The organism is Mesorhizobium tamadayense (assembly GCF_003863365.1).
GTDB classification, from domain to species: Bacteria; Pseudomonadota; Alphaproteobacteria; order Rhizobiales; family Rhizobiaceae; genus Mesorhizobium; species Mesorhizobium tamadayense.
Map to the genome: position 1 here is coordinate 20,940 of NZ_RQXT01000032.1, position 19,597 is coordinate 40,536.

Annotated in this window: 25 protein-coding genes; 17 read left to right on the forward strand and 8 right to left on the reverse strand. The window is 64.9% G+C overall.

Annotation, left to right across the window (positions count from 1 at the left end):
• Positions 1-71: 71 nt before the first annotated feature.
• Positions 72-602 carry a protease adaptor protein RcdA gene (gene rcdA / locus EH240_RS22940; protein ID WP_125002860.1) on the reverse strand — a complete coding sequence of 177 codons (531 nt, stop codon included), beginning with the start codon at positions 600-602 and terminating at the stop codon, positions 72-74.
• Positions 603-1,131: 529 nt separating this feature from the next.
• Here rcdA and EH240_RS22945 point away from each other — a divergent pair.
• Entirely contained in the window at positions 1,132-1,683 is a 552-nt protein-coding gene (locus EH240_RS22945) for a DUF2269 family protein (RefSeq protein WP_125002862.1), read from the forward strand.
• A 56-nt stretch (positions 1,684-1,739) separates the two neighbouring features.
• Here the strand turns inward: EH240_RS22945 and EH240_RS22950 are convergent, their stop codons facing one another.
• Positions 1,740-2,510: a sulfite exporter TauE/SafE family protein gene (locus EH240_RS22950; RefSeq protein ID WP_125002864.1), complete on the reverse strand. Its 771-nt coding sequence runs from the start codon at positions 2,508-2,510 to the stop codon at positions 1,740-1,742.
• Between the two features lie 199 nt (positions 2,511-2,709).
• Between EH240_RS22950 and EH240_RS22955 the strand changes: the two genes are divergently transcribed.
• From EH240_RS22955 to EH240_RS22995, 9 genes are all read left to right on the forward strand, one after another.
• Positions 2,710-3,168: a GNAT family N-acetyltransferase gene (locus tag EH240_RS22955; RefSeq protein ID WP_125002866.1), complete on the forward strand. Its 459-nt coding sequence runs from the start codon at positions 2,710-2,712 to the stop codon at positions 3,166-3,168.
• 184 nt (positions 3,169-3,352) lie between these two features.
• The gene (locus EH240_RS22960) at positions 3,353-4,000 is read left to right on the forward strand and encodes a thiamine phosphate synthase (protein WP_125002868.1); all 648 of its coding nucleotides are present in this window, start codon (positions 3,353-3,355) and stop codon (positions 3,998-4,000) included.
• A 1-nt stretch (position 4,001) separates the two neighbouring features.
• The gene (locus tag EH240_RS22965) at positions 4,002-5,132 is read left to right on the forward strand and encodes a tetratricopeptide repeat protein (RefSeq protein ID WP_245436307.1); all 1,131 of its coding nucleotides are present in this window, start codon (positions 4,002-4,004) and stop codon (positions 5,130-5,132) included.
• A 130-nt stretch (positions 5,133-5,262) separates the two neighbouring features.
• A complete protein-coding gene (gene efp / locus EH240_RS22970; RefSeq protein WP_125002870.1) occupies positions 5,263-5,829 on the forward strand; it encodes an elongation factor P in 567 nt (188 codons plus the stop codon).
• Positions 5,830-5,851: 22 nt separating this feature from the next.
• Positions 5,852-6,652: an inositol monophosphatase family protein gene (locus EH240_RS22975; protein WP_125002871.1), complete on the forward strand. Its 801-nt coding sequence runs from the start codon at positions 5,852-5,854 to the stop codon at positions 6,650-6,652.
• A 94-nt stretch (positions 6,653-6,746) separates the two neighbouring features.
• Positions 6,747-7,457, forward strand: coding sequence for a PAQR family membrane homeostasis protein TrhA (trhA, locus tag EH240_RS22980; protein ID WP_125002873.1), 711 nt, complete (start codon positions 6,747-6,749; stop codon positions 7,455-7,457).
• Between the two features lie 112 nt (positions 7,458-7,569).
• Positions 7,570-8,589, forward strand: coding sequence for a MotA/TolQ/ExbB proton channel family protein (locus EH240_RS22985; RefSeq protein WP_125002875.1), 1,020 nt, complete (start codon positions 7,570-7,572; stop codon positions 8,587-8,589).
• 1 nt (position 8,590) lies between these two features.
• The gene (locus tag EH240_RS22990; protein WP_125002877.1) at positions 8,591-9,619 is read left to right on the forward strand and encodes a peptidoglycan -binding protein; all 1,029 of its coding nucleotides are present in this window, start codon (positions 8,591-8,593) and stop codon (positions 9,617-9,619) included.
• 256 nt (positions 9,620-9,875) lie between these two features.
• A complete protein-coding gene (locus EH240_RS22995) occupies positions 9,876-10,268 on the forward strand; it encodes a hypothetical protein (protein ID WP_125002879.1) in 393 nt (130 codons plus the stop codon).
• Between the two features lie 122 nt (positions 10,269-10,390).
• Here EH240_RS22995 and EH240_RS23000 read toward each other — a convergent pair whose 3' ends face one another.
• The gene (locus EH240_RS23000; RefSeq protein WP_125002881.1) at positions 10,391-10,744 is read right to left on the reverse strand and encodes a DUF1304 domain-containing protein; all 354 of its coding nucleotides are present in this window, start codon (positions 10,742-10,744) and stop codon (positions 10,391-10,393) included.
• Between the two features lie 159 nt (positions 10,745-10,903).
• Here EH240_RS23000 and EH240_RS23005 point away from each other — a divergent pair, with 159 nt between their 5' ends.
• Positions 10,904-12,388: a carboxypeptidase M32 gene (locus EH240_RS23005; protein WP_125002883.1), complete on the forward strand. Its 1,485-nt coding sequence runs from the start codon at positions 10,904-10,906 to the stop codon at positions 12,386-12,388.
• 37 nt (positions 12,389-12,425) lie between these two features.
• Here EH240_RS23005 and EH240_RS23010 read toward each other — a convergent pair whose 3' ends face one another.
• The gene (locus tag EH240_RS23010) at positions 12,426-14,228 is read right to left on the reverse strand and encodes an ABC transporter transmembrane domain-containing protein (RefSeq protein ID WP_125002885.1); all 1,803 of its coding nucleotides are present in this window, start codon (positions 14,226-14,228) and stop codon (positions 12,426-12,428) included.
• Positions 14,229-14,434: 206 nt separating this feature from the next.
• Here EH240_RS23010 and rpmE point away from each other — a divergent pair, with 206 nt between their 5' ends.
• Complete coding sequence (rpmE, locus tag EH240_RS23015; RefSeq protein WP_095804712.1) at positions 14,435-14,656, forward strand: 50S ribosomal protein L31; 222 nt, start codon at positions 14,435-14,437, stop codon at positions 14,654-14,656.
• Positions 14,657-14,831: 175 nt separating this feature from the next.
• Here the strand turns inward: rpmE and EH240_RS23020 are convergent, their stop codons facing one another.
• Positions 14,832-15,473, reverse strand: a complete 642-nt coding sequence (locus EH240_RS23020; protein ID WP_125002887.1) for a TetR/AcrR family transcriptional regulator — start codon at positions 15,471-15,473, stop codon at positions 14,832-14,834.
• A gap of 129 nt (positions 15,474-15,602) precedes the next feature.
• Between EH240_RS23020 and EH240_RS23025 the strand changes: the two genes are divergently transcribed.
• The gene (locus EH240_RS23025) at positions 15,603-16,079 is read left to right on the forward strand and encodes an anthrone oxygenase family protein (RefSeq protein ID WP_125002889.1); all 477 of its coding nucleotides are present in this window, start codon (positions 15,603-15,605) and stop codon (positions 16,077-16,079) included.
• A gap of 20 nt (positions 16,080-16,099) precedes the next feature.
• Here the strand turns inward: EH240_RS23025 and EH240_RS23030 are convergent, their stop codons facing one another.
• From EH240_RS23030 to EH240_RS23040, 3 genes are all read right to left on the reverse strand, one after another.
• Positions 16,100-16,411 (reverse strand): Rdx family protein, encoded by a 312-nt coding sequence (locus EH240_RS23030; protein ID WP_125002891.1) that lies wholly within the window; start codon positions 16,409-16,411, stop codon positions 16,100-16,102.
• 11 nt (positions 16,412-16,422) lie between these two features.
• Positions 16,423-17,172 carry a YebC/PmpR family DNA-binding transcriptional regulator gene (locus EH240_RS23035; protein WP_125002893.1) on the reverse strand — a complete coding sequence of 250 codons (750 nt, stop codon included), beginning with the start codon at positions 17,170-17,172 and terminating at the stop codon, positions 16,423-16,425.
• A gap of 225 nt (positions 17,173-17,397) precedes the next feature.
• A complete protein-coding gene (locus EH240_RS23040) occupies positions 17,398-17,721 on the reverse strand; it encodes an ArsR/SmtB family transcription factor (RefSeq protein ID WP_125002895.1) in 324 nt (107 codons plus the stop codon).
• A gap of 50 nt (positions 17,722-17,771) precedes the next feature.
• Here EH240_RS23040 and EH240_RS23045 point away from each other — a divergent pair, with 50 nt between their 5' ends.
• Genes EH240_RS23045 through EH240_RS23060 form a run of 4 tightly spaced genes read left to right on the forward strand, consistent with a single transcriptional unit; the run spans position 17,772 to position 19,583 of the window.
• Complete coding sequence (locus EH240_RS23045) at positions 17,772-18,254, forward strand: SRPBCC domain-containing protein (protein ID WP_125002897.1); 483 nt, start codon at positions 17,772-17,774, stop codon at positions 18,252-18,254.
• Between the two features lie 29 nt (positions 18,255-18,283).
• Positions 18,284-18,673, forward strand: coding sequence for a VOC family protein (locus EH240_RS23050; RefSeq protein WP_281035150.1), 390 nt, complete (start codon positions 18,284-18,286; stop codon positions 18,671-18,673).
• Between the two features lie 55 nt (positions 18,674-18,728).
• Entirely contained in the window at positions 18,729-19,091 is a 363-nt protein-coding gene (locus tag EH240_RS23055; protein WP_125002900.1) for a VOC family protein, read from the forward strand.
• Positions 19,092-19,115: 24 nt separating this feature from the next.
• Entirely contained in the window at positions 19,116-19,583 is a 468-nt protein-coding gene (locus EH240_RS23060) for an SRPBCC family protein (RefSeq protein WP_125002901.1), read from the forward strand.
• Positions 19,584-19,597: the final 14 nt, after the last annotated feature.

Below are 19,597 nucleotides of genomic sequence, written 5' to 3' on the forward strand. Positions count from 1 at the left end.
CCAGCGAAATGTGAACAAACCAGAAACGGCTAGAGGACGACCCACGCGCGTTCAAGATTCAAGCGGCCGGATCAGCCGCGGGCGAAGGCTGTGTTCAAGAGACTGATCTGATCGGAGACCGGGTTGACGCGGCGGCCTGCGGGCGGCGCGTCGTTCATGGCGCCGCCATAGATTTCCTCGTCCATGCGCTTTACCAGCGCCTGCAGACGCAGCGACCGGCTCACCAGGTCCAGGAATTCCTTCGGCAGTTCGTTCCAGCCCAGCGCCTCGTCATGCGCTGAAGCGGTGTCTAGCCGCACCTTGGATTTTTCCGAGGCAACCTGGTCGCGGGTCATCTCGCCGGAATTCGCCGCCCGCTGCAGAAGCAGCCAGGAGGCGACCTGCATCAGCCTGGTGGTGAGACGCATCGATTCGGCCGCATAGAGCGTCGCCGCCGTGCGCGACAGCTTCTTGGCTTCGAGCCTGCCCATGCCGTCGAGATATTCGGCCGCCTGTTCGACCAGGCCCATGCCCTCCTGATAGAGCGGCTTGAAGGATTGGGAGAAAACCCGGCGTTCCGCGAGCTTTATGGTTTTCGCGCTGCCTTTCGAAGGCTCGGTCATCTATACGCCCCTGCACTGCCGCAAGCCGATTCGGCATCCTTGCCGACACGTCCTGCACCCTTAAACGACTGAGGCTTGAAAATGCGCTTCGATGCCCATGAAGGCAAGCGCATGTTTAACAAACGGTTAACGCCGCGCCACGCTCCCGCCGGCCGCTGCGGACAAAAAAAGAGCCGCGGATAAGGCGGCTCTCAGGAGTTTAACAGGGAGGCGTCAAACAAAGTGGCTCCAACCACTCGGTAAGAATCCAGAAAACTGGATGCGCATAGTAAACGCCTGTAAAGCTTAATGAAGTCTTAACGCCGGACGGAATTTTTGACCGAACGAACTTCCTGTGCCGGAACGGGACGAGCCGTTTTCGCTTTCTCAGGGTGCGCGAAACCGGATTCGCGGATGCTGATCGCGGCGCCGAAACATGCTGGCCGCCGCCGCGACATCGTTCCGAAACACGCGCCGCGCTAAACGCCCGCTCCTCTCAACGGTCGGCGCAATCGACGCCGCCGCAAATCAAGAAATCCAGGAGCACACCATGGACTGGTACTCGATCGTCAAATTCCTCCACGTCGTCTCGGCCATCCTGTGGGTCGGTGGCGGCTTCGTCCTGTTCCTGCTCGGCGTGCTTGCCGAGCGCGCAGGCAACATCGAGGACAAGCTGCTGGCGATGCGCGCCAGCGGCCAGCTCGGCGGCAAGTTCTTCGCGCCGATGTCGATGCTCACCTTGATCTTCGGCCTCATCATGTGCGGTTTCTGGGTCGGCTTTTCCGAGCTGTGGATCGTCATCGGCCTCGTCGGCTACGCCACGACCTTCTCGATCGGCATGCTCGTCTTCAAGCCGACCGGCGAGCGGATGGGCGCCATGGTCGCCAAGGAAGGCGTCACGCCGGCGGTTCTCGCCATCGGCCAGCGCATGATGAGCTGGGCGCGCCTCGACTATGCCGTCATGCTGGCGATCATCGCCGACATGGTGCTGAAGCCCACCTTGGACGACATCGGCATCCTTGCCGGCATGGTGCTGGTGGTGGCGGCCGGCGCGGCGCTCGCCCTTGGCGGCGGCCGCCAGTTGGTGCCGAGCGCGGCTTGAGACCGCGATTGTAGGGCGGTTGCTGAGCCGCCCTATCTGTTACACGAGTCCGGCTGTTACATGAGTCCGGCGATACCGTCCCAGAGCAGCTTGACCGCCACCACGGCCACCGTCGCATAGGTGAACGGATAAAAGATCTCCGGCCGCATGCGGCGCACCAGCCAGGCGCCGGCGATGGTGGAGAGCGGCGCCAGCGGCATCAACGCAAAAGAGGCGGTAAGGTTGGTGCTGTCGAACTGGCCGAGCGCGAAATAAGGAATGAGCTTCAACGCATTGGTGGCGGCGAAGAAGATCGCCGCCGTCCCCGACAGCACCTTCGGATCGAGCCGGATCGGCAGCGCATAGACCTGGAATGGCGGGCCGCCGACATGAGCGACGAAGCTGGTGAAGCCGGCGACCGTGCCCCAGAAGGCCGCGGCGATCCGGTTCGGTTCCGCCGCGTGATCGGCGCCGTGGCGAAACTGCAGATAGATCCAGCGCAAGACGAAAACCAGCGCGACCGCGCCGACGATCAGCCGCACCATCTCCTCGGTCACCAGGGCCGCCGTCAGCCAGCCTAGGCCGATGCCGATGACTGCGCCCGGCATCATGTCGACCAGCATCCTGCGGTCATAGATGCCCCACCATGTCCACACCGAAACGATGTCCATCAGGCAAAGGATCGGCAGCAGAATGGCCGCCGCCTGCACCGGCGGGATGGCCAGCGCCATCAACGGCACGCCAACGAAGCCGACAGCGCCGCCGAAACCGCCCTTCGACAGGCCGACGAGGATGACTGCCGGAATGGCGGCGGCATAGAACCAGGGATCGCTGAGCAGGCCTGACATGGGGAACGGCTGGGACGAGAGCGCGGGGATGAGAGCGGTTGGAGATGGCGGGAGGACCTGCAATAGACCACAAAGCGGAACGCTGCGATAGACAATGTGCCCCGGCTGGTCGACCGGCGCGATCAACTGTCCGTAACCCGGTTTGCGGCAAGCGGCGGGGCTATGCATAAGGTCACCGGACCAGCTTGAGGTTTTGACGATGAGCGAACTCCAGATTCGCCGCGCGGAAAAAGCCGATCTCCCGGCGATCGTCGCGATGCTTGCCGACGACGCGCTTGGCCGCGTCCGCGAGAATGCAGCCGTGCCTTTGGCGCGAGCCTATCTGGATGCCTTCGCGGCGGTCGACGGCAACCCCAACCAGTTGCTGGCGGTGATGACGGACCGCGACGATGTCATCGGCACGCTGCAGATCAGCTTTCTCCCGGGGCTGTCGTTACAGGGCGCCTGGCGCGGCCAGATCGAGGCGGTGCGCGTCGCGGCGAACCGGCGCGGCGAAGGGCTTGGGCATCGCCTGCTCGAATGGGCGATCGAGAAATGCCGCGAGCGCGGCTGCAGGATCGTCCAGTTGACGACCAACAAGAGCCGCCTCGACGCGCACCGCTTCTACGAACGGCTCGGCTTCAAGGCCAGCCACATCGGCTACAAGCTGGATCTTTAGCAAGCCGGCCCGCTGCTGCTCAGGCCGGGGCGTTCCCCGGCCGTCTGGTCAACGCGAGCCGCGACGGTTACCGCGCATTTCAGCGGCGACCTTCGCACGCCTCCTGTTCAAGCCGGACGCTTTGCTCTATGCCGCAATGCAACCATCTTCGCCCGGCATAGGCGAAAACCGGGATCGAAGACCGATGAATGAAGCAACGCTGCTCAACCGCTGCCGTATCGTGCTGATCGCGCCGCCGCTTGCGACGGCCGAGCGCATCTGCGCGGCGTTCGAGGGCGGCGACATCGCCTCGCTGATCCTGCCTGACAACGGCATGGACGATGCCGCCTTCCAGGCCTTCGCCGAGAAGATCGTGCCGGTCGCTCAAGCCGCCGGCATCGCCGTCATCATCGCCGGCGACAGCCGCATTGCCGGCCGCGTCCACGCCGACGGCATCCACGTCGAGGCAAACCGCCAGGAACTGGCCGAGACGATCGAGCGCGTGGCCGACAAGATGATGGTCGGCGCCGGCGGCGCCAAGACCCGCGACGATGCGCTGGGGCTCGGCGAGGCGCGGCCCGACTATATGTTCTTCGGCCGCTTCGGTTACGACAACAAGCCGGAGCCGCATCCGCGCAACCTCTCGCTCGGCCAATGGTGGGCGCAGATGATCCAGATACCCTGCATCGTGATGGCCGGGTCCGAGCTTGCCTCGGTGGAGACGGTAGCGGCCACCGGAGCCGAGTTCGTGGCGCTCTCCAGCGCGGTCTTCGCCGACGGGCTCGATCCGCGCGCGCAGGTCGCCGCTGCCAACGCGCTGCTCGACGAAACCGCGCCGCGCTTCGAGGACTGACGTGCGCTGGTCCCGGCTTTCCTTCACGGCCCTGGCCGCGGCCTTGACGGTCCATGCGGCCGCGGCGGCGGGCGCGGAGACCGTGCCGGTGCCGCAGCCCAGGCCGGACATCGGCACGCCGGGCACGAAGGCGCCGGAGACAAGCACCCCAACCAATGGCACCCCAAGCAATGGCGCCCCAAGTAATGGCGCCCCGAATACTGGCGCGGCACATGCCGACAAGCCGATCGAGACATCGCTGCCGCAGCCGGCGACGCTCACGCCGCCATCGGCCGATAGCGTCAATCCCGATCGCTTCGGCGCCAAGCCGCCGGACGCCGCCTACGGCGCCTTCCAGCGCGGGCTCTACAAGACCGCCTACAACCTCGCCATGATCCGGGCCAAGAACGGCGATCCTGCGGCCCAGACACTGGCCGCCGAGATCCTGTCGCGCGGGCTTGGCATGCCGCTCAACGCCGCCGAGGCTGCGAAATGGTATGGGCTTGCCGCCGAGCAGGGTGTGCCTGAGGCCCAGTTCCAGTATGCGCTGATGCTGCTCGACGGCCGCTATGTGAAGAAGGACGACAAGGAAGCCTATGCGCTGATGCAGGCCGCCGCCGAAGCCGGCAACCGCCTGGCGCAATTCAACTTCGCGCAATTGCTCGTCCAGCAGGATCCGGGCGATGGCGGCCTCGCCAAGGCCGCCGTCTACTATGAGCGCGCTGCCGCGACCGGCCTTGCCGACGCGCAATACGCGATGGCGCAACTCTACGCCAATGGCGCCGGCGGCAGGCCCCGTGACGACGCCAAGGCACGCATCCTGTTGGCGCAGGCCGCCCGGCAGAACTACGACACCGCGCAGATCGATCTCGCCTCCTGGATGATCGAGGGACGCGGCGGCTCGCGCGACCTGAAGTCGGGCTTCGCCTGGATGAGGCGGGCAGCCGAGGGCGGCAACGTCGCCGCCCAGAACCGCCTTGCCAAGCTCTATATGGGCGGCATCGGTACCGACCCCGATCTGATCCTGGCCGGAGCCTGGTATATCGTCGCCCGCCGCGCCGGGCTGATCGACCCGCAGATGGACGATTTCCTGCAGGGCCTCGACGACGACCAGACCAGGCAGGCGCTGCAGAAGGCGAACCGGCTGCCCTAGCGGCCTTCACCGCCGCAATCGGCTCCGTGCCCCTCCTTTCCGCGCTCCCTTGCCTCTCCGGACGATTTGTGGTCTTGGAGGCGCCAAAGCGCGCTCGGCGCGGAAAAATCTCATTCCGGATCAGTTCATCATGGCCAAGATCAGTGGCAGCGAAATCCGTCCCGGCTATGTCATCGAGCACGATGGCGGCCTGTGGGTGGCGGTCAAGACCAACACCGTCAAGCCGGGCAAGGGCGGCGCCTACAATCAGGTCGAGCTGAAGAACCTGATCAACGGCACCAAGCTCAACGAGCGCTTCCGCTCGGCCGAGACCGTCGAGCAGATCCGGCTCGACCTGAAGGATTTCTCCTTCCTCTACGAGCAGGGCGAGGCGCTGGTGTTCATGGACACCGAGAGCTACGAGCAGCTCGAGCTGAACAAGGACTTCGTCGGCGAACGCGCCGCCTTCCTTCAGGACGGCATGATGGTGACGGTCCAGCTCTATGAGGAACGCCCGATCGGCATCTCGCTGCCCGACCAGGTGACGCTGGCCATCACCGAGGCCGACCCGGTGGTGAGGGGCCAGACGGCGGCCTCCTCCTATAAGCCTGCAGTGCTGGAGAACGGCGTCCGCGTGCTGGTGCCGCCCTTCATCTCGGCCGGCGAGCGCATCGTCGTCGACACCAATGAGATCACTTACGTCCGCCGCGCCGAGTAGACGGGCTAGAGGAAGAAAAAGAATGGCACGCTCCGCGATCCTCAATGTCATGGTCCAGGCCGCGATGAAGGCCGGCCGGTCCCTGTCGCGCGATTTCGGCGAGGTGCAGAACCTGCAGGTCTCGATGAAGGGACCTGGCGACTATGTCAGCCAGGCCGACCGCAAGGCCGAAGAGATCGTCTTTGCCGAGCTGTCGAAGGCGCGGCCGGGCTACGCTTTCCTGATGGAGGAGCGCGGCGCCGTCGAAGGCGAGGACAGCCAGCATCGCTGGATCGTCGACCCGCTCGACGGCACCACCAACTTCCTGCACGGCATTCCGCTCTTCGCGGTCTCGATCGCGCTCGAGCGCCAGGGCCAGATCGTCGCCGGCGTCGTCTACAATCCGGCGATGGACGAGCTCTACACCGCCGAGCGCGGCGGCGGCGCCTTCATGAACGACCGCCGGCTGCGCGTCGCCGGACGCGCCAAGCTCACCGATGCCGTGATCGGCTGCGGCGTGCCGCATCTCGGGCGCGGCCAGCACGGCAATTTTCTGATCGAATTGCGCAACGTCATGGCGGAAGTCTCCGGCGTTCGCCGCCTCGGTTCCGTGGCGCTCGATCTTGCTTACGTCGCCGCCGGCCGCATGGACGGCTTTTGGGAGACCGGCCTGTCGTCCTGGGATATCGCCGCCGGCATCCTGCTTGTGCGCGAGGCGGGCGGATTCGTCTCCGACATGGATGGCGGGCAGGACATGCTTGACGCCGGCGCGGTCGTCGCCGGCAACGAGCCTATCCAGCGCGCGCTGCTCAAGACCGTGAAAAAGCCGCTTGCGGCGCGTTGACGGCACGGCGCGCTGAAGCGCCGCAGTCGCAAAACCGCAACCGAAGCTTGAAATATTGGTCCGCGACTGCCCAGATTAGGGCGCAGGATCACTCATGAACGACGCTCGCCCAGAATCCCGGATCGAAATCGGGTCCCAGATCGAAATCCCCTTTGTGGGTCGCTGGCACTATTCGCGCGCCGAGATGATCGCCGACGGCATCGTGCATGCCGTGGGCATCGTGCTGGCGATCGCGGCCGGCTCGGCCTTCCTGGCGCTCGCCGCTTTTCATTCCGGTCCCGGCGAATATGTCGCCGCGGTCTTCTATGTGGTGTCGCTGCTCACCGTGCTGTCGGTGTCGCTGGCCTATAATCTGTGGCCGGTATCGTGGCCGGCGAAATGGATCCTGCGCCGCTTCGACCATGCCGCGATCTACCTTCTGATCGCCGCCACCTACACACCTTTCCTGGCCCAGCTCCACACCACGCCGTTGGCCTTGCCGATGATCGTTGTCGTGTGGAGCGCGGCGGCGATGGGCATCGCGATCAAGATGTTCCTGCCCGGACGCTACGACCGTCTGGCGATCGTCTTCTACCTCGCCATCGGCTGGAGCGGCGTGGTGCTGGCCGGGCCGCTGGTCGAGACGCTGCCGACGGCCTCCATCGCGCTGCTCGTGGCCGGCGGCATCGTCTATTCCTGCGGCGTCATCTTCTTCGCCTGGAAAGGGCTGCGCTTCCACAACGCCGTCTGGCACGGTTTCGTCGTCGCCGGCGCCGGGCTGCACCTGGCCGCAATGGTCGACTGCCTGGTCGTCAGCCGCTTCTGAGCCCTTGCCGGCCCTTGGCGGCTGCGATATTGCCAAGCGCCATTCAATTTGGTCACAATTCCGTTTAGAGTCGCGGCAATTCTGCGGTGGTGGCATCGGAAACGGGGCACGGATGGCTTTTCTCAGATCCTTCGGCAGGCGTTCGGACGTCCTGGTCTACGATCCGCACAAGCTGTCGAGCCCGCAGGTCTTCCTGCTCACCATGGTGATCTTCCTGGTCATTGTCGCCTTCATCGCCGCCATCCTCACCCGCCAGATCTCGAGCGCCTTCTCCAGCAATCCCGGCCTCAACGGGCTGATCATCGGCGTGCTCGCCGTCGGCATCCTCCTCGCCTTCGTCCAGGTCGGCCGGCTGTTCAGGGAAGTGCGCTGGGTCAATTCCTTCCGCGCCGGCTCCGAGACCACCGAGCCGGTGCTGTTGGCGCCGATGAAGGCCATGATCGGCCGCTCGTCGACCATCGCTTTCTCGACCTCTTCGATGCGCACCATGCTCGATTCCATCGCCACCCGGCTCGACGAAAGCCGCGACACTTCGCGCTATCTCGTCGGCCTTTTGGTGTTCCTCGGCCTCCTCGGCACCTTCTGGGGCCTGCTCAACACCATCGCCTCGATCCGCGAGACCATCGAGGCGCTCGACCCAGGCACCGGCGATGCCGCCGCCGTGCTCGACGCGCTGAAGCAGGGCCTGTCGGCGCCGCTCGCCGGCATGGGCACGGCCTTCTCGTCCTCGCTGTTCGGCCTCTCCGGTTCGCTGGTGCTCGGCTTCCTCGACCTGCAGGCCGGCCGCGCCCAGACCCGCTTCTACACCGAGCTCGAGAACTGGCTGTCGTCGGTCACCGATCTCTCGTCCGATATCGTCGTGTCCGATCAGGCCCGGGCCGAGCCGTCGGAGGAGATCCGCCTGCTGTCGGAGCGGCTGCGCAGCCTGCAGGAGAATGGCGGCGGCTCCAATCCGCGCGTCGCCACCGCCATGGCCAACCTCGCCGACGGCATTTCCGGCCTGGTCAAGAACATGCGCTCGGAGCAGCAGATCATGCGAGACTGGGTGGAAGCCCAATCCGACGAGCAGAAGGCCATGCGCAACACGCTGGAAAAGATCGCGGACGCGCTGAAGAAGACCGGAGTGCACTGACGTGGCGCTGGCAAGGCGACGCGCCGATCGGCGCATCGATTACTGGCCGGGCTTCGTCGACGCGCTGTCGACGCTTCTGCTCGCCATCATGTTCCTGCTCACGGTGTTCGTGCTGGCGCAGTTCCTGCTCAGCCGCGAGATCTCCGGCAAGGACACGGTGCTCAACCGCCTCAACTCGCAGATCAACGAGCTGACCCAACTGCTCGCGCTGGAGCGCTCGAACAGCCAGGACAAGGAAGACACGCTCGCCAACCTGCAGGCCTCGCTGTCGGCGGCGGAAGCGGAAAAGAGCCGTCTTCAGCAATTGCTGGAGCAGGGCGCCGGCGCCGGCGACGCCGCCAACAAGCGCGCCTCGGCCCTTTCGGGCGAGCTCGACAACCAGCGCCAGATCAGCCAGCAGGCGCTGAGCCAGGTCGAGATCCTCAACCAGCAGATCGCGGCCTTGCGCAAGCAGATCGGCGCGCTCGAGGACGCGCTCAACGTGTCCGAGCAGCGCGACCGCGACTCCAACACCAAGATCGCCGACCTCGGCCGCCGCCTGAACGTGGCGCTTGCGCAGCGCGTCCAGGAGCTCAACCGCTATCGCTCCGATTTCTTCGGCCGGCTGCGCGAGATCCTCGCCGACCGCGAGAACATCCGCATCGTCGGCGACCGCTTCGTCTTCCAGTCGGAGGTGCTGTTCCCGACCGGCTCCGACGAGATCAACGATGCCGGCAAGGTCGAGATGAAGAAGCTCGCCGACGCGGTCATCGAATTGCAGAAGGAAATCCCGCCTGAGATCAACTGGGTGCTGCGCGTCGACGGCCACACCGACAACAAGCCGCTGTCCGGCACTGGCCGCTATCGCGATAACTGGGAACTTTCGACGGCTCGCGCGACCTCGGTGGTGAAGTTCCTGATCGAGAACGGCGTGCCGGCCAACCGGCTGGTCGCTGCCGGCTTTGGCGAGTTCCAACCGCTCGATCCGGCCGACACGGACGACGCGCGCAGCAAGAACCGCCGTATTGAACTGAAGCTCACCGAACGTTGAGTGGCCGCTCGAAGCCGTCCGAGCCGGACGCTGCGTCCAACAGCGGCGCTGTTTTAGGGCGGGGCGCGAGAGTGGCAAAGCCTGAAAAGATTACTATTTTTTAATTCCACTTTGCCGGGCACCGCTCCTAGGCTGCTATCGGGGCCGAGGACCGCCGGCGGTGCCTCCCACATCGCGACGCGACGGAGCCGGACGGCCCAAGCCGGAAGGCAGGTCGCTCCCGGCGCCGCCTTCCCAGTAGCAGGGAGACGCAGCCATGCGTTCTTTCAAGATACCTAGGACCGCTGCGCTCGCCGCACTTCTCGCCACCGTACCCTTTGCCGGCGCCTATGCCGCGTCGGCCGGCTTCTACACCCCGCACACGGCAGGCCTGATCGATCAGGCACAGAGCCTGGATCAGGGCATTATGGCCGCGAGGCAGGCGGACAAGATCAAGCCGGACGAGGCGCGCACCCTTCACATGCAGGCTGTCCACATCGCCAGGGTCGCGCAAAGGGAAGCTGCAGCAGGGCATGGTGAGATACCGGCCCCGCAGTATCAGCAGTTGGTGGCGCAGCTCGATGACGTGAGCCAGCGCCTGCGGAACGCCACGGGCAGCAGCCCGCTCATCGGCGACGGCGCCGACGCCGGCTACTATCCGAACGGCTGAACCCATCCATTGCGGCTGTCGTGACGGCTCGCGCGTCTTTTTGGCGCGCGGGCGTGCCCGCCGTCGGCCGGCTTCGGCGTTGGACCTAGCCCCAAGGGGGTCCTCGATCACGTCCTTTTCGATCACCAGTCCAGCCAGAGCGCGATGATGGCGAGCGTCGCGGGCAGCGTCTGGATGAACAGGATCTTCCGGCCGGCGGTCGCCGCGCCGTAGAGTCCGGCGACAGCAACGCAAAGCAGGAAGAATATCTTGATCCGGAAACCGCCGGCGCCGAGATAGAGGCCCCAGATCAGGCCTGCGGCAAGAAAGCCGTTATAGAGCCCCTGGTTGGCGGCGAGCACTTTCGAGGCGCTGGCGAAGTGCGGCTTGAGGTTGAACGCCTTGTGGCCGCGCGGCGTGTCCCACAGCACCATCTCCAGATAGACGATGTAGCAGTGGATCAGCGCCACCAGCCCGACCAGGATATTGCCGATCATTGTCCCCTCCGCTCGTTCGCATCAGGCATTGATCACGCAGCGCTGCTGCAAGGCAAGATGGGTTAACCCGGAACCAACCCGGAACCGGCGGATCAGGGTTGCCAAGCTCTGTGCCTTGGTATCTTTTCGCGCCAGCCCATTTGCAGCCGGAATCCATCCATGTCCTTCCAAAAACTCGACCATCTCGGCCACAAGCTCGAAGCGCTGGAGCATGCGCTGGCCATCCTCGGCGCCGACGAGGCGACCCACATGGCGGTAGGCGGCGGCGAGAAGCGCGCCGAGGCGACGTCCGCCCTTGCCGGCATGCTGCACGCCCAGGCGACCGCGCCGGAGATCGGCGACTGGATCGCCGCCGCCGAAGCCGAGCCGCTGAATGACGAGCAGCAGGCGGCGGTGCGGGAACTGCGCCGGCAATACACCAACCTCACCTGCCTGCCGGTCGAATTCGTCGAGCGCCAAACGACGGCGCGCATGCGCTCGGAGCAGCTCTGGCGTGACCTGCGCGCCAAGAACGACTGGACGGGCTTCCTGCCGGCGCTGGAGGGCGTCGTGGCGCTGGTGCGCGAGGAGGCGGCTTTGCGCGCCGACGCGCTCGGCCTCGCCCCCTATGACGCGCTGATGGAGCAATACGATCCCGGCAACCGAGCCGCCGACATCACCCCGGTCTTCGCCGAACTGAAGACCTTCCTCAAGGGCTTCGTGCCGGAGGCGCTGGCAGCGCAGGAGGCGCGGCTGGCGAAGCATCCGCTGAAGCCGCTCTCCGGCAGCTACGCCGTCGAAAAGCAGCGCGAGCTCGGCCTCGCCATGATGGCGGCGGTCGGCTTCGACCTCACCCACGGCTCGCTGTCGGTGTCGCACCATCCCTTCTGCGGCGGCGTGCCGACCGATGTGCGCATCACCACCCGCTACAAGACCTCCGACTTCCTGTCGGCGCTGATGGGCGTGCTGCACGAGACCGGCCATGCGCTCTATGAGCAGAACCTGCCAAAAGCCTGGTCGCACTGGCCGCTCGGCAAGGCGCGCGGCATGGCCGTGCATGAGAGCCAGAGCCTGTTCGTCGAAAAGCAGATCGGCCGCAACCCCGCCTTCTGGCGCTGGGCCTTGCCGGTGGTCGAGAAGCATCTAGGCGAAGCCTGGTCGCTCGACGCCATCCTGCCGCATGTCCACCATGTCGAGCGCGGCCTGATCCGCGTCGACGCCGACGAGGTCACCTATCCGCTGCATGTCATCCTGCGCTACGAGCTCGAGCAGGAGCTCGTCTCCGGCCGGCTGGAGGTCGTCGACCTGCCCGAGGCATGGGATGCCAAGATGCGCGACTATCTCGGCCTGTCGACCATCGACAACCCGGCCGACGGGCCGATGCAGGACGTGCACTGGCCGGGCGCCACCTTCGGCTACTTCCCGTCCTACACGCTGGGCGCCATGATGGCGGCGCAGCAATGGGCGGCGTTGACCCGGGAGCATCCGGCTGCGGACGAGGATCTCGCCAAGGGCGATTTCAGCGCCATCAACGAGTGGCGGCGCGCCAAGATCTGGTCGCAGGGCTCGCGCTGGTCGACGCCGGAATTGCTCGAACGCGCCACCGGCGAGAAGCTCAACGCCGCCTACTTCGCCGAGCACTTGCGCAGGCGGTATGGCAGCTGACGCGTAGCAGTCTATAACCAGTTGCTTTGTGGCGCGGCTATTCCGCCGCGCCCTTGAAGGCGCTGGCGCCGGTCTCGAACTGCAGCTTGGCCAGCCGCGCATAGGTGCCGCCCTTGGCGACCAGGCTCTGGTGCGTGCCTTCCTCGACGATGCGCCCGGCCTCCATGACGAGGATCCGGTCGGCCTTGAGCACCGTCGCCAGCCGGTGGGCGATGACGATGGTGGTGCGGCCGAGCATCAGCCGCTCCAGCGCCGTCTGCACCAGCGTTTCGCTTTCGGCGTCGAGCGCCGAGGTCGCCTCGTCGAGCAGCAGGATCGGCGCGTCGCGCAGGATGGCGCGGGCGATCGCCACGCGCTGGCGCTGGCCGCCGGACAAGGTCACGCCGCGCTCGCCGACCTGGCTGTCATAGCCTTTTTCGAGCTTGAGGATGAACTCGTCGGCAAGGGCCGCCTTAGCCGCCGCCTCGATCTCGGCATCGCCGGCGCCCGGCCGGCCGAAGCAGATATTGTCGCGCGCGCTGGCCGCGAAGATGGTGACGTCCTGCGGCACGATGGCGATGCGCTCGCGGATGGCGGCCGGATCGGCCTCGCGCAGGTTTACGCCATCGATGACGACGCGGCCGTTTTCCGGATCGTAGAAGCGCAGGATCAGCGAAAAGACGGTGCTTTTTCCCGCGCCCGAGGGCCCGACGATCGCCACCGTCTCGCCCGGCTTCACCTGGAAGGAGAGGCCATGAACTGCGGCCCGGTCCGGCCGCGCCGGATAGGAGAAGGAGACATCGTCGAAGCTGATCGCGCCCTTGGCCTTTGCCGGCAGCGGCTGCGGAACGGCAGGCGGTTGGATAGCAGGCTTCTCAGCCAGGATCTCGGTCAGTCGTTCGGCGGCGCCCGCCGCCTGCGACAGCTCGCTCCACACTTCCGACAGCGCGCCGAGCGCGCCGGCGGCGAACACCGAATAGAGCAGGAACTGGCCGAGCGTGCCCGGCGACAGCGTGCCGGCAAGCACGTCGCGCGAGCCGAACCAGAGCACCGCCACCACCGAGGAAAAGATCATAAAGATGGCGAAGAAGGTGAGGAAGGAACGGGCAAACACCGACATGCGCGCCGCCTCGAAAGCGGCCTCGACCGCAGCCGAGAAGTGCGCCGTCACCAGCTTCTCGTTGGTGAAGGCCTGCAGCGTGCGCACGGCGCCGATCTGCTCGCTGGCATAGGCGGTGGCCTCGGCGAGCGTATCCTGCGCCAGCCGCGACTTGCGCCGCACCGAGCGGCCGAACGCAACCAGCGGCAACACGATCAGCGGGATGGCTGCAATGACCAGGCCGGAGAGTTTTGGGCTGGTGACCACCATCATCGCCACGGCGCCGAGGCCGAGGATGAGATTGCGCAGCGCGACCGACGCCGTGGCGCCGACCGCCGATTTTACCTGCGTTGTGTCGGCGGCAAGACGCGACACGATCTCACCGGAATGCGCCTTGTCGAAAAAGGCCGGCGACAAGGTCGTGACATGGGCGAACACATCGCGACGGATGTCGGCGACGACGCGTTCGCCGAGCGTGATGACGAAATAATAGCGGCTTGCGGAGGCAGCGGCCAAAAGGGCTGCCATCGCCACCAGTGCCGCGAAATACTCAGCGATGAGGGTAGAGCCCGACGCCTGGAAGCCGTGATCGATCATGCGCCGCACGGCCATCGGCAGAGCCAGTGTCGTCACCGCCGCCACGATCAGCGAGATGATGGCGCCAAAGACCAGTTTCCTGTAGCGGGTAAGATAGGGAAAAAGGCGTCTGAGCGGCCGGATCGAGCGCCTGCGCTCGTCTAGACTGGCACCGATGTCCGCCATGAGCGTTTCCTCTGGCCGCTCGCCGGTCATGCGCTTCAATATGCGCTTGCCGCGGCCTTGTGATTCAATTCCGGCTGATGTATAGGCTCGCCGACCGTTTTAGAAGCCGTGGCTTTTTCATTAGCTGCGGCTTCGAGTTTTAAAAAGGGGCGCATCGACGCAGGCCATGGGCCCGTCACCAGCGCCGGCAAGCCAGGAACACGACAATGAAGGCCGATATCCATCCCGACTACCACACCATCAAGGTCGTCATGACCGACGGCACCGAGTACACGACCCGCTCGACCTGGGGCAAGGAAGGCGACACGATGAACCTCGACATCGACCCGACCACGCACCCTGCCTGGACCGGCGGTCAGCAGACCCTGCTCGACCGCGGCGGCCGCCTGTCGAAGTTCAAGAAGCGCTTCGAAGGTTTCGGCCTCTAAGCCGGATACGTCTGCAGAATTCAAAAAACCCGCCTTCGAGGCGGGTTTTTTTGTTGCAGGCGCTTGCCCCTACCCCCTTGTGGAGAGGTCGGACCGAAGGTCCGGGTAGGGTCCTGGCGCCGTCCTCCCCGCTGCTTCGGACGACCCTTCCTAACGTGGGAAGGGTACGAGCGTCCTACTCGCCCACCAGTTCCCGCAGCGCCATACGCTTGTAGGCCGCGACCAGCCTGTCGCCTTCTTCCCGGTCAACCGATATCGCCAGCCGCATGGCGGTCTCGCCCATCTGCCAGACGAGGAACGCCGTCGTCTCCAGCGCCACCGGATCGGCGCGGGGACGCAGGCGCTTCAGCACCGCGACGAGGAATTCGGCATTGGCCCGGCTGTCGGCGAGTTCCAGCTCGCGCAGCGCCTTGTCGGCCTGCGTGCCAGACCAGATGTCGCGCATCACCGGTTCGGCCAGGAATAGCCGATAGTAGATATCGACCAGTTCCGAAAACGCCCGCTTCAGAGCCTCGGCGTCGCTGACATCCTTCAGCGCCGCCGCAATGCAGGCCTGGCTTTCGGCGGTGTAGCGCTCGGCCAGCGCCCAGACGATCGCCCGCTTGTCCGGAAAGAACTGGTAGAGCGAGCCGATCGAAACACCTGCCCGCTCCGCCACCTCGCCCATGCGCATGGCGTCACTGCCTTGCTCGGCAATCAGCGTCGAGGCGGCGGCAAGCATGCGTTCGACCCGCTCGCGGCTGCGCTGCTGCGTTGGCGCCCGCCGTGGTGAGGCGATGGCCGCCTGCTCGGCCTTGGCAGCGACTTTGCCTTCCATGGCTCACTCCGGTTTTCGAAAACTGTCTTGACTCCACAAAATACGAGGGTTTATCACGTTTTGCAAATGTGAGGACTCATCACATTTTAATCACCCGGGCATCGCCCGCTTTAATCTGGAGCAACCGACATGATGAAACTTCTTCCCACCCTCGCCTTCATCGCCGCGATCGGCTCCGGCGTGGTCGGCGGTGTCTTCTTCGCCTTCTCGAATTTCGTCATGCCGGCCCTTGCCCGGCTGCCTGCCGCCAGCGGCATCGCGGCCATGAATTCGATCAACATCACCGTGATCACGCCGACCTTCATGACGGCGCTGTTCGGCACCGGCCTCGTCTGCCTGGCGCTGATTGCCGGCGCCATCATCGGCTGGAGCCAGCCTGGCTCGTTCTGGCTGCTCGCCGGCGCCGTGATCTATCTTATCGGCAACCCGATCGTGACCATGGTCTTCAACGTGCCGCTCAACGATGCGCTGGCCGCCGTCGATCCGGCGAGCGCGAACGGCGCCGCGGTCTGGACGAACTACCTGAGCGACTGGGTGATGTGGAACCATGTCCGCACCATCACCGCCACCGTGGCGATGGCCTGCTTCATCATGGCTTTCATCTGAAGAATGCAACAGACCCCGCCTCAGGCGGGGTCGGTCTTCTTGTGGGTTTTGCGATCGGCATGTCCCAGATCGCGCTCCGGGTCGATGACGTCGCGGACCAACTGCTTGAGCTTTGCGGCATCGGGAAAGCCGCCGTCGCGCTTGCGGTCCCAGACGAGCAGGTCGTTGCAGGAAATGGTGAAGATGCCGCCGGTGCCCGGCACCAGCGCCACTTCACCGAGATCCGTGCCGAAGGTCGACAAGAGCTCCTGCGCCATCCAGCCGGCGCGCAACAGCCATAGGCATTGCGTGCAGTAGGTGATGCGGATGGTGGGTAGCGGCTGCTCGCTCATGCTGTAACCGATCAGGCCGCGCTGAGCTTGGCCATTGTCTCGTCGTCGACCTCGAAATTGGCGTAGACGCTCTGCACGTCGTCGTCGTCCTCGAGGGTGGCGACCAGCTTCATCAGCGACTGCGCCCGCTCTTCGTCGACCGGGACATTGTTCTGCGGCCGCCAGATCGGCTTCACCGATTCCGCCTCGCCGAGTGAGGCTTCGAGCGACTTCGACACGTCGCCGAGATTTTCGAAGCTGCAGTAGATGGTATGGCCTTGCTCGTCGGACTCCACGTCGTCCGCGCCGGCCTCGATCGCCGCTTCCATCACCTTGTCGGCGCCGCCGGCCGAGGCCGGATAGTAGATCTCGCCTATGCGGTCCCACATGAAGGACACCGAGCCGGTTTCGCCGAGCGCCCCGCCGGCCTTGGTGAAGGCGGCGCGCACATTGGATGCCGAGCGGTTGCGGTTGTCGGTCAGCGCCTCGACGATCAGCGCCACGCCGCCAGGGCCATAGCCCTCGTAACGCACCGCCTCGTAATTTTCCCCGTCGCCCGCGGAAGCCTTGTTGATGGCGCGCTGGATGTTGTCCTTCGGCATCGACACGGCCTTGGCGTTCTGCACGGCAAGGCGCAGCCGCGGGTTCATCGCCGGGTCCGGCGTGCCGGTCTTGGCGGCGACGGTGATTTCGCGCGCCAACTTGGAAAACATTTTCGACCGCACCGCGTCCTGGCGCCCCTTGCGGTGCATGATGTTCTTGAACTGCGAATGGCCAGCCATGGCACCCCTGTCGTGTTCGGCTAGAGCATTCTGAAGCGTGTGATTTCACCTCGCCTCTTTGCAGAATGCTCGAATTCAAATTTTCAGAACGTCTGATCTATGCCTGCAAAGGCACGCGGCGCTCTCTGTCGGAATGGCCGGCTTATAGATAAATCGGCTCAATTCGTCCAGCCGCGCCGTCGAGCCGGGGCAGAAGCTGCCAGACAATGCCAAGTGAGAACTCGGTCAGCCCTCCAGATCCGATTTGAGCCGGTCGAGGATGCTGATGGCATGGCCGGCATACTGGCTGATCCAGCGGTCATGGATCTGCTTGATCGGCAGCGCGTTGAGATGGTTCCAGCGCTCGCGCCCTTCGCGCTTTGCCACGACCAGATCGGCTTCCTCAAGCACCTTCAGGTGCATCATGACCGTGCAGCGGTCCATGTCAGGGAAAGCTTCGCAGAGCGCGCCCGTGGTCTGCGGCTGATCCCTCATCCGGTCCAGCAACTCGCGCCGGCGCGGATGCGCCAAGGCCTTGAAAACATGGTCGTCCGCGGTTTGACTTGACATGTTATATTTCTATAACATATCATCCTGGTGAGCAAGAAGGAGCTGTGGATATGTCCCTTGGATTCAGGATTTCCGGACGCATAGCCAAACCGGTCGCCGAGGTCTTCGACGCTGTGGTAAATCCGACGAAGCTCAGCGGCTATTTCACCACCATAGGCGGCGCATCCGCTCCGCTGGTCGCCGGCACCACCGTCACCTGGTGGAAGACGGTGCCGGTCGAGGTCGACGAGGTGACGAAGGACAAGCGCATCGTGCTGCGCTGGGACGCCACCGACACCGAGGGCAAGCCCGCCTACAAGACCCGCATCGAGATGAATTTCGAACCGCTGGACGACGGCGGCACCTTCGTCACCATTGCCGAGGCCGGCTGGCGCGAAGGCGAGGCCGGCCTGAAGAAATCCTACCTCAATTGCGAGGGCTGGTCGCAGATGCTGGCCTGCATGAAGGCCTATCTCGAATACGGCATCAATTTGCGCGACGGCTACTACCGCAGCGAGATGAAGGGCGAGCCGGCCAACGAGACCAATATCTGAGCCCAACATCTGAACGAAGGAGGCCTGCGGTGAAAGTAACGCCATTCCTGATGTTCGAAGGCCGGGCCGAGGAGGCCTTGACCCTCTATTGCGAGACCGTTCCGCAGAGCCGCGTCATCGACGTCACGCGCTACGGCGCAGGCGAGGATGGACCCGAAGGGACAGTCAAGCTCGCACGCGCCTTGATCGGCGGCACTGAGGTGATGGTCTTCAACAGTCCGGTGCATCACGCCTTCACCTTCACGCCGTCGGTCTCGTTCTTCGTCGACTGTTCCTCCGAGGAGGAGCTGGAGCGCATCGTTGAGGTGCTGGCAAAAGACGGGGCATTCCTGATGCCGACCGGCAATTACGGCTTCAGCCGCCGTTTCGCCTGGCTCAACGACCGGTTCGGCGTTTCCTGGCAGATCAACCTGCCCTGATGCGCCGGAGGTCGAGCCGGCCGCCAAGACAACTCCCGAACGCATGGAGCAAAGAATGAACACGGAGATCACCGGCGGCATCAACATCGCCATGAAGGTGCCGTCGCACCAATACGAGGCGACGATCGCCTTCTATCGCGATGTCGTGGGGTTGAAGCCGTTTACGGCCAAAGCGCCGGCGATCGGCTTCGAGCTTGGTCCCAATCGCCTCTGGATCGACGAGGCACCGACGATGAGCCAGGCCGAAATCTGGCTGGAGCTTTTCACAGCGGATTTCAAGAGCGCCGCCAACCGTCTCGCCAAGGCCGGCGTCGTGCGTTGCGACGCCATCGAGCCCTTGGGTGAGGGCTTCCGTGGCGGCTGGGTCACCAACCCGGCCAACATCATTCATCTCGTGCGAGAGCCGGACGCCTGGTGAACCCTGTTCGGAAAGGAGAACCGTATGGACCGCAAAGAATCTCCCACCGCCGAGACCGGCATGCTGATCCGTCGGCCCGTCGCCGACGTGTTTGAGGCGATCGTCGATCCGGCGGTCACCACGAAATTCTGGTTCACGCATTCCAGCGGCCGGTTGGACGAGGGCAAGCCGGTTCAGTGGGAATGGCGCATGTATGGCGTCTCGACCAAAGTCGAGGTCAGCGAGATCGTCCCCAACGAAAAAATCGTCATGCGGTGGAGCGATCCGCCGACCACGGTCGTCTGGACCTTCACCGCGATGTCCGGCGATACGACCTCCCTAGAGGTCCGCAATTTCGGCTTCGCCGGCTCCGGCGACGAACAGGTGAAGCAGGCAATCGACTCGACCGGCGGCTTCTCGCTGGTGCTGGCCGGCGCCAAGGCCTGGCTGGAACAGGGCGTGACGCTCGGCCTGATCGGCGACCGTCATCCGAAGGGCCTCTCGGCCGGGTAGAGGTCCGCCGCTGC

Coding starts and splice junctions, on each gene's coding strand:
- EH240_RS22960 (WP_125002868.1), top strand. CDS start 3,353: ATGAATGAAGCAACGCTGCTCAACCGCTGCCGTATCGTGCTGATCGCG.
- EH240_RS23055 (WP_125002900.1), top strand. CDS start 18,729: ATGAACACGGAGATCACCGGCGGCATCAACATCGCCATGAAGGTGCCG.
- EH240_RS23040 (WP_125002895.1), bottom strand. CDS start 17,721: ATGTCAAGTCAAACCGCGGACGACCATGTTTTCAAGGCCTTGGCGCAT.
- efp (WP_125002870.1), top strand. CDS start 5,263: ATGGCCAAGATCAGTGGCAGCGAAATCCGTCCCGGCTATGTCATCGAG.
- EH240_RS22950 (WP_125002864.1), bottom strand. CDS start 2,510: ATGTCAGGCCTGCTCAGCGATCCCTGGTTCTATGCCGCCGCCATTCCG.
- EH240_RS23045 (WP_125002897.1), top strand. CDS start 17,772: ATGTCCCTTGGATTCAGGATTTCCGGACGCATAGCCAAACCGGTCGCC.
- EH240_RS23010 (WP_125002885.1), bottom strand. CDS start 14,228: ATGGCGGACATCGGTGCCAGTCTAGACGAGCGCAGGCGCTCGATCCGG.
- rpmE (WP_095804712.1), top strand. CDS start 14,435: ATGAAGGCCGATATCCATCCCGACTACCACACCATCAAGGTCGTCATG.
- EH240_RS22975 (WP_125002871.1), top strand. CDS start 5,852: ATGGCACGCTCCGCGATCCTCAATGTCATGGTCCAGGCCGCGATGAAG.
- EH240_RS22955 (WP_125002866.1), top strand. CDS start 2,710: ATGAGCGAACTCCAGATTCGCCGCGCGGAAAAAGCCGATCTCCCGGCG.
- EH240_RS23060 (WP_125002901.1), top strand. CDS start 19,116: ATGGACCGCAAAGAATCTCCCACCGCCGAGACCGGCATGCTGATCCGT.
- EH240_RS23020 (WP_125002887.1), bottom strand. CDS start 15,473: ATGGAAGGCAAAGTCGCTGCCAAGGCCGAGCAGGCGGCCATCGCCTCA.
- EH240_RS22995 (WP_125002879.1), top strand. CDS start 9,876: ATGCGTTCTTTCAAGATACCTAGGACCGCTGCGCTCGCCGCACTTCTC.
- EH240_RS22945 (WP_125002862.1), top strand. CDS start 1,132: ATGGACTGGTACTCGATCGTCAAATTCCTCCACGTCGTCTCGGCCATC.
- rcdA (WP_125002860.1), bottom strand. CDS start 602: ATGACCGAGCCTTCGAAAGGCAGCGCGAAAACCATAAAGCTCGCGGAA.
- EH240_RS23030 (WP_125002891.1), bottom strand. CDS start 16,411: ATGAGCGAGCAGCCGCTACCCACCATCCGCATCACCTACTGCACGCAA.
- EH240_RS23005 (WP_125002883.1), top strand. CDS start 10,904: ATGTCCTTCCAAAAACTCGACCATCTCGGCCACAAGCTCGAAGCGCTG.
- trhA (WP_125002873.1), top strand. CDS start 6,747: ATGAACGACGCTCGCCCAGAATCCCGGATCGAAATCGGGTCCCAGATC.
- EH240_RS22985 (WP_125002875.1), top strand. CDS start 7,570: ATGGCTTTTCTCAGATCCTTCGGCAGGCGTTCGGACGTCCTGGTCTAC.
- EH240_RS23025 (WP_125002889.1), top strand. CDS start 15,603: ATGATGAAACTTCTTCCCACCCTCGCCTTCATCGCCGCGATCGGCTCC.
- EH240_RS23035 (WP_125002893.1), bottom strand. CDS start 17,172: ATGGCTGGCCATTCGCAGTTCAAGAACATCATGCACCGCAAGGGGCGC.
- EH240_RS23000 (WP_125002881.1), bottom strand. CDS start 10,744: ATGATCGGCAATATCCTGGTCGGGCTGGTGGCGCTGATCCACTGCTAC.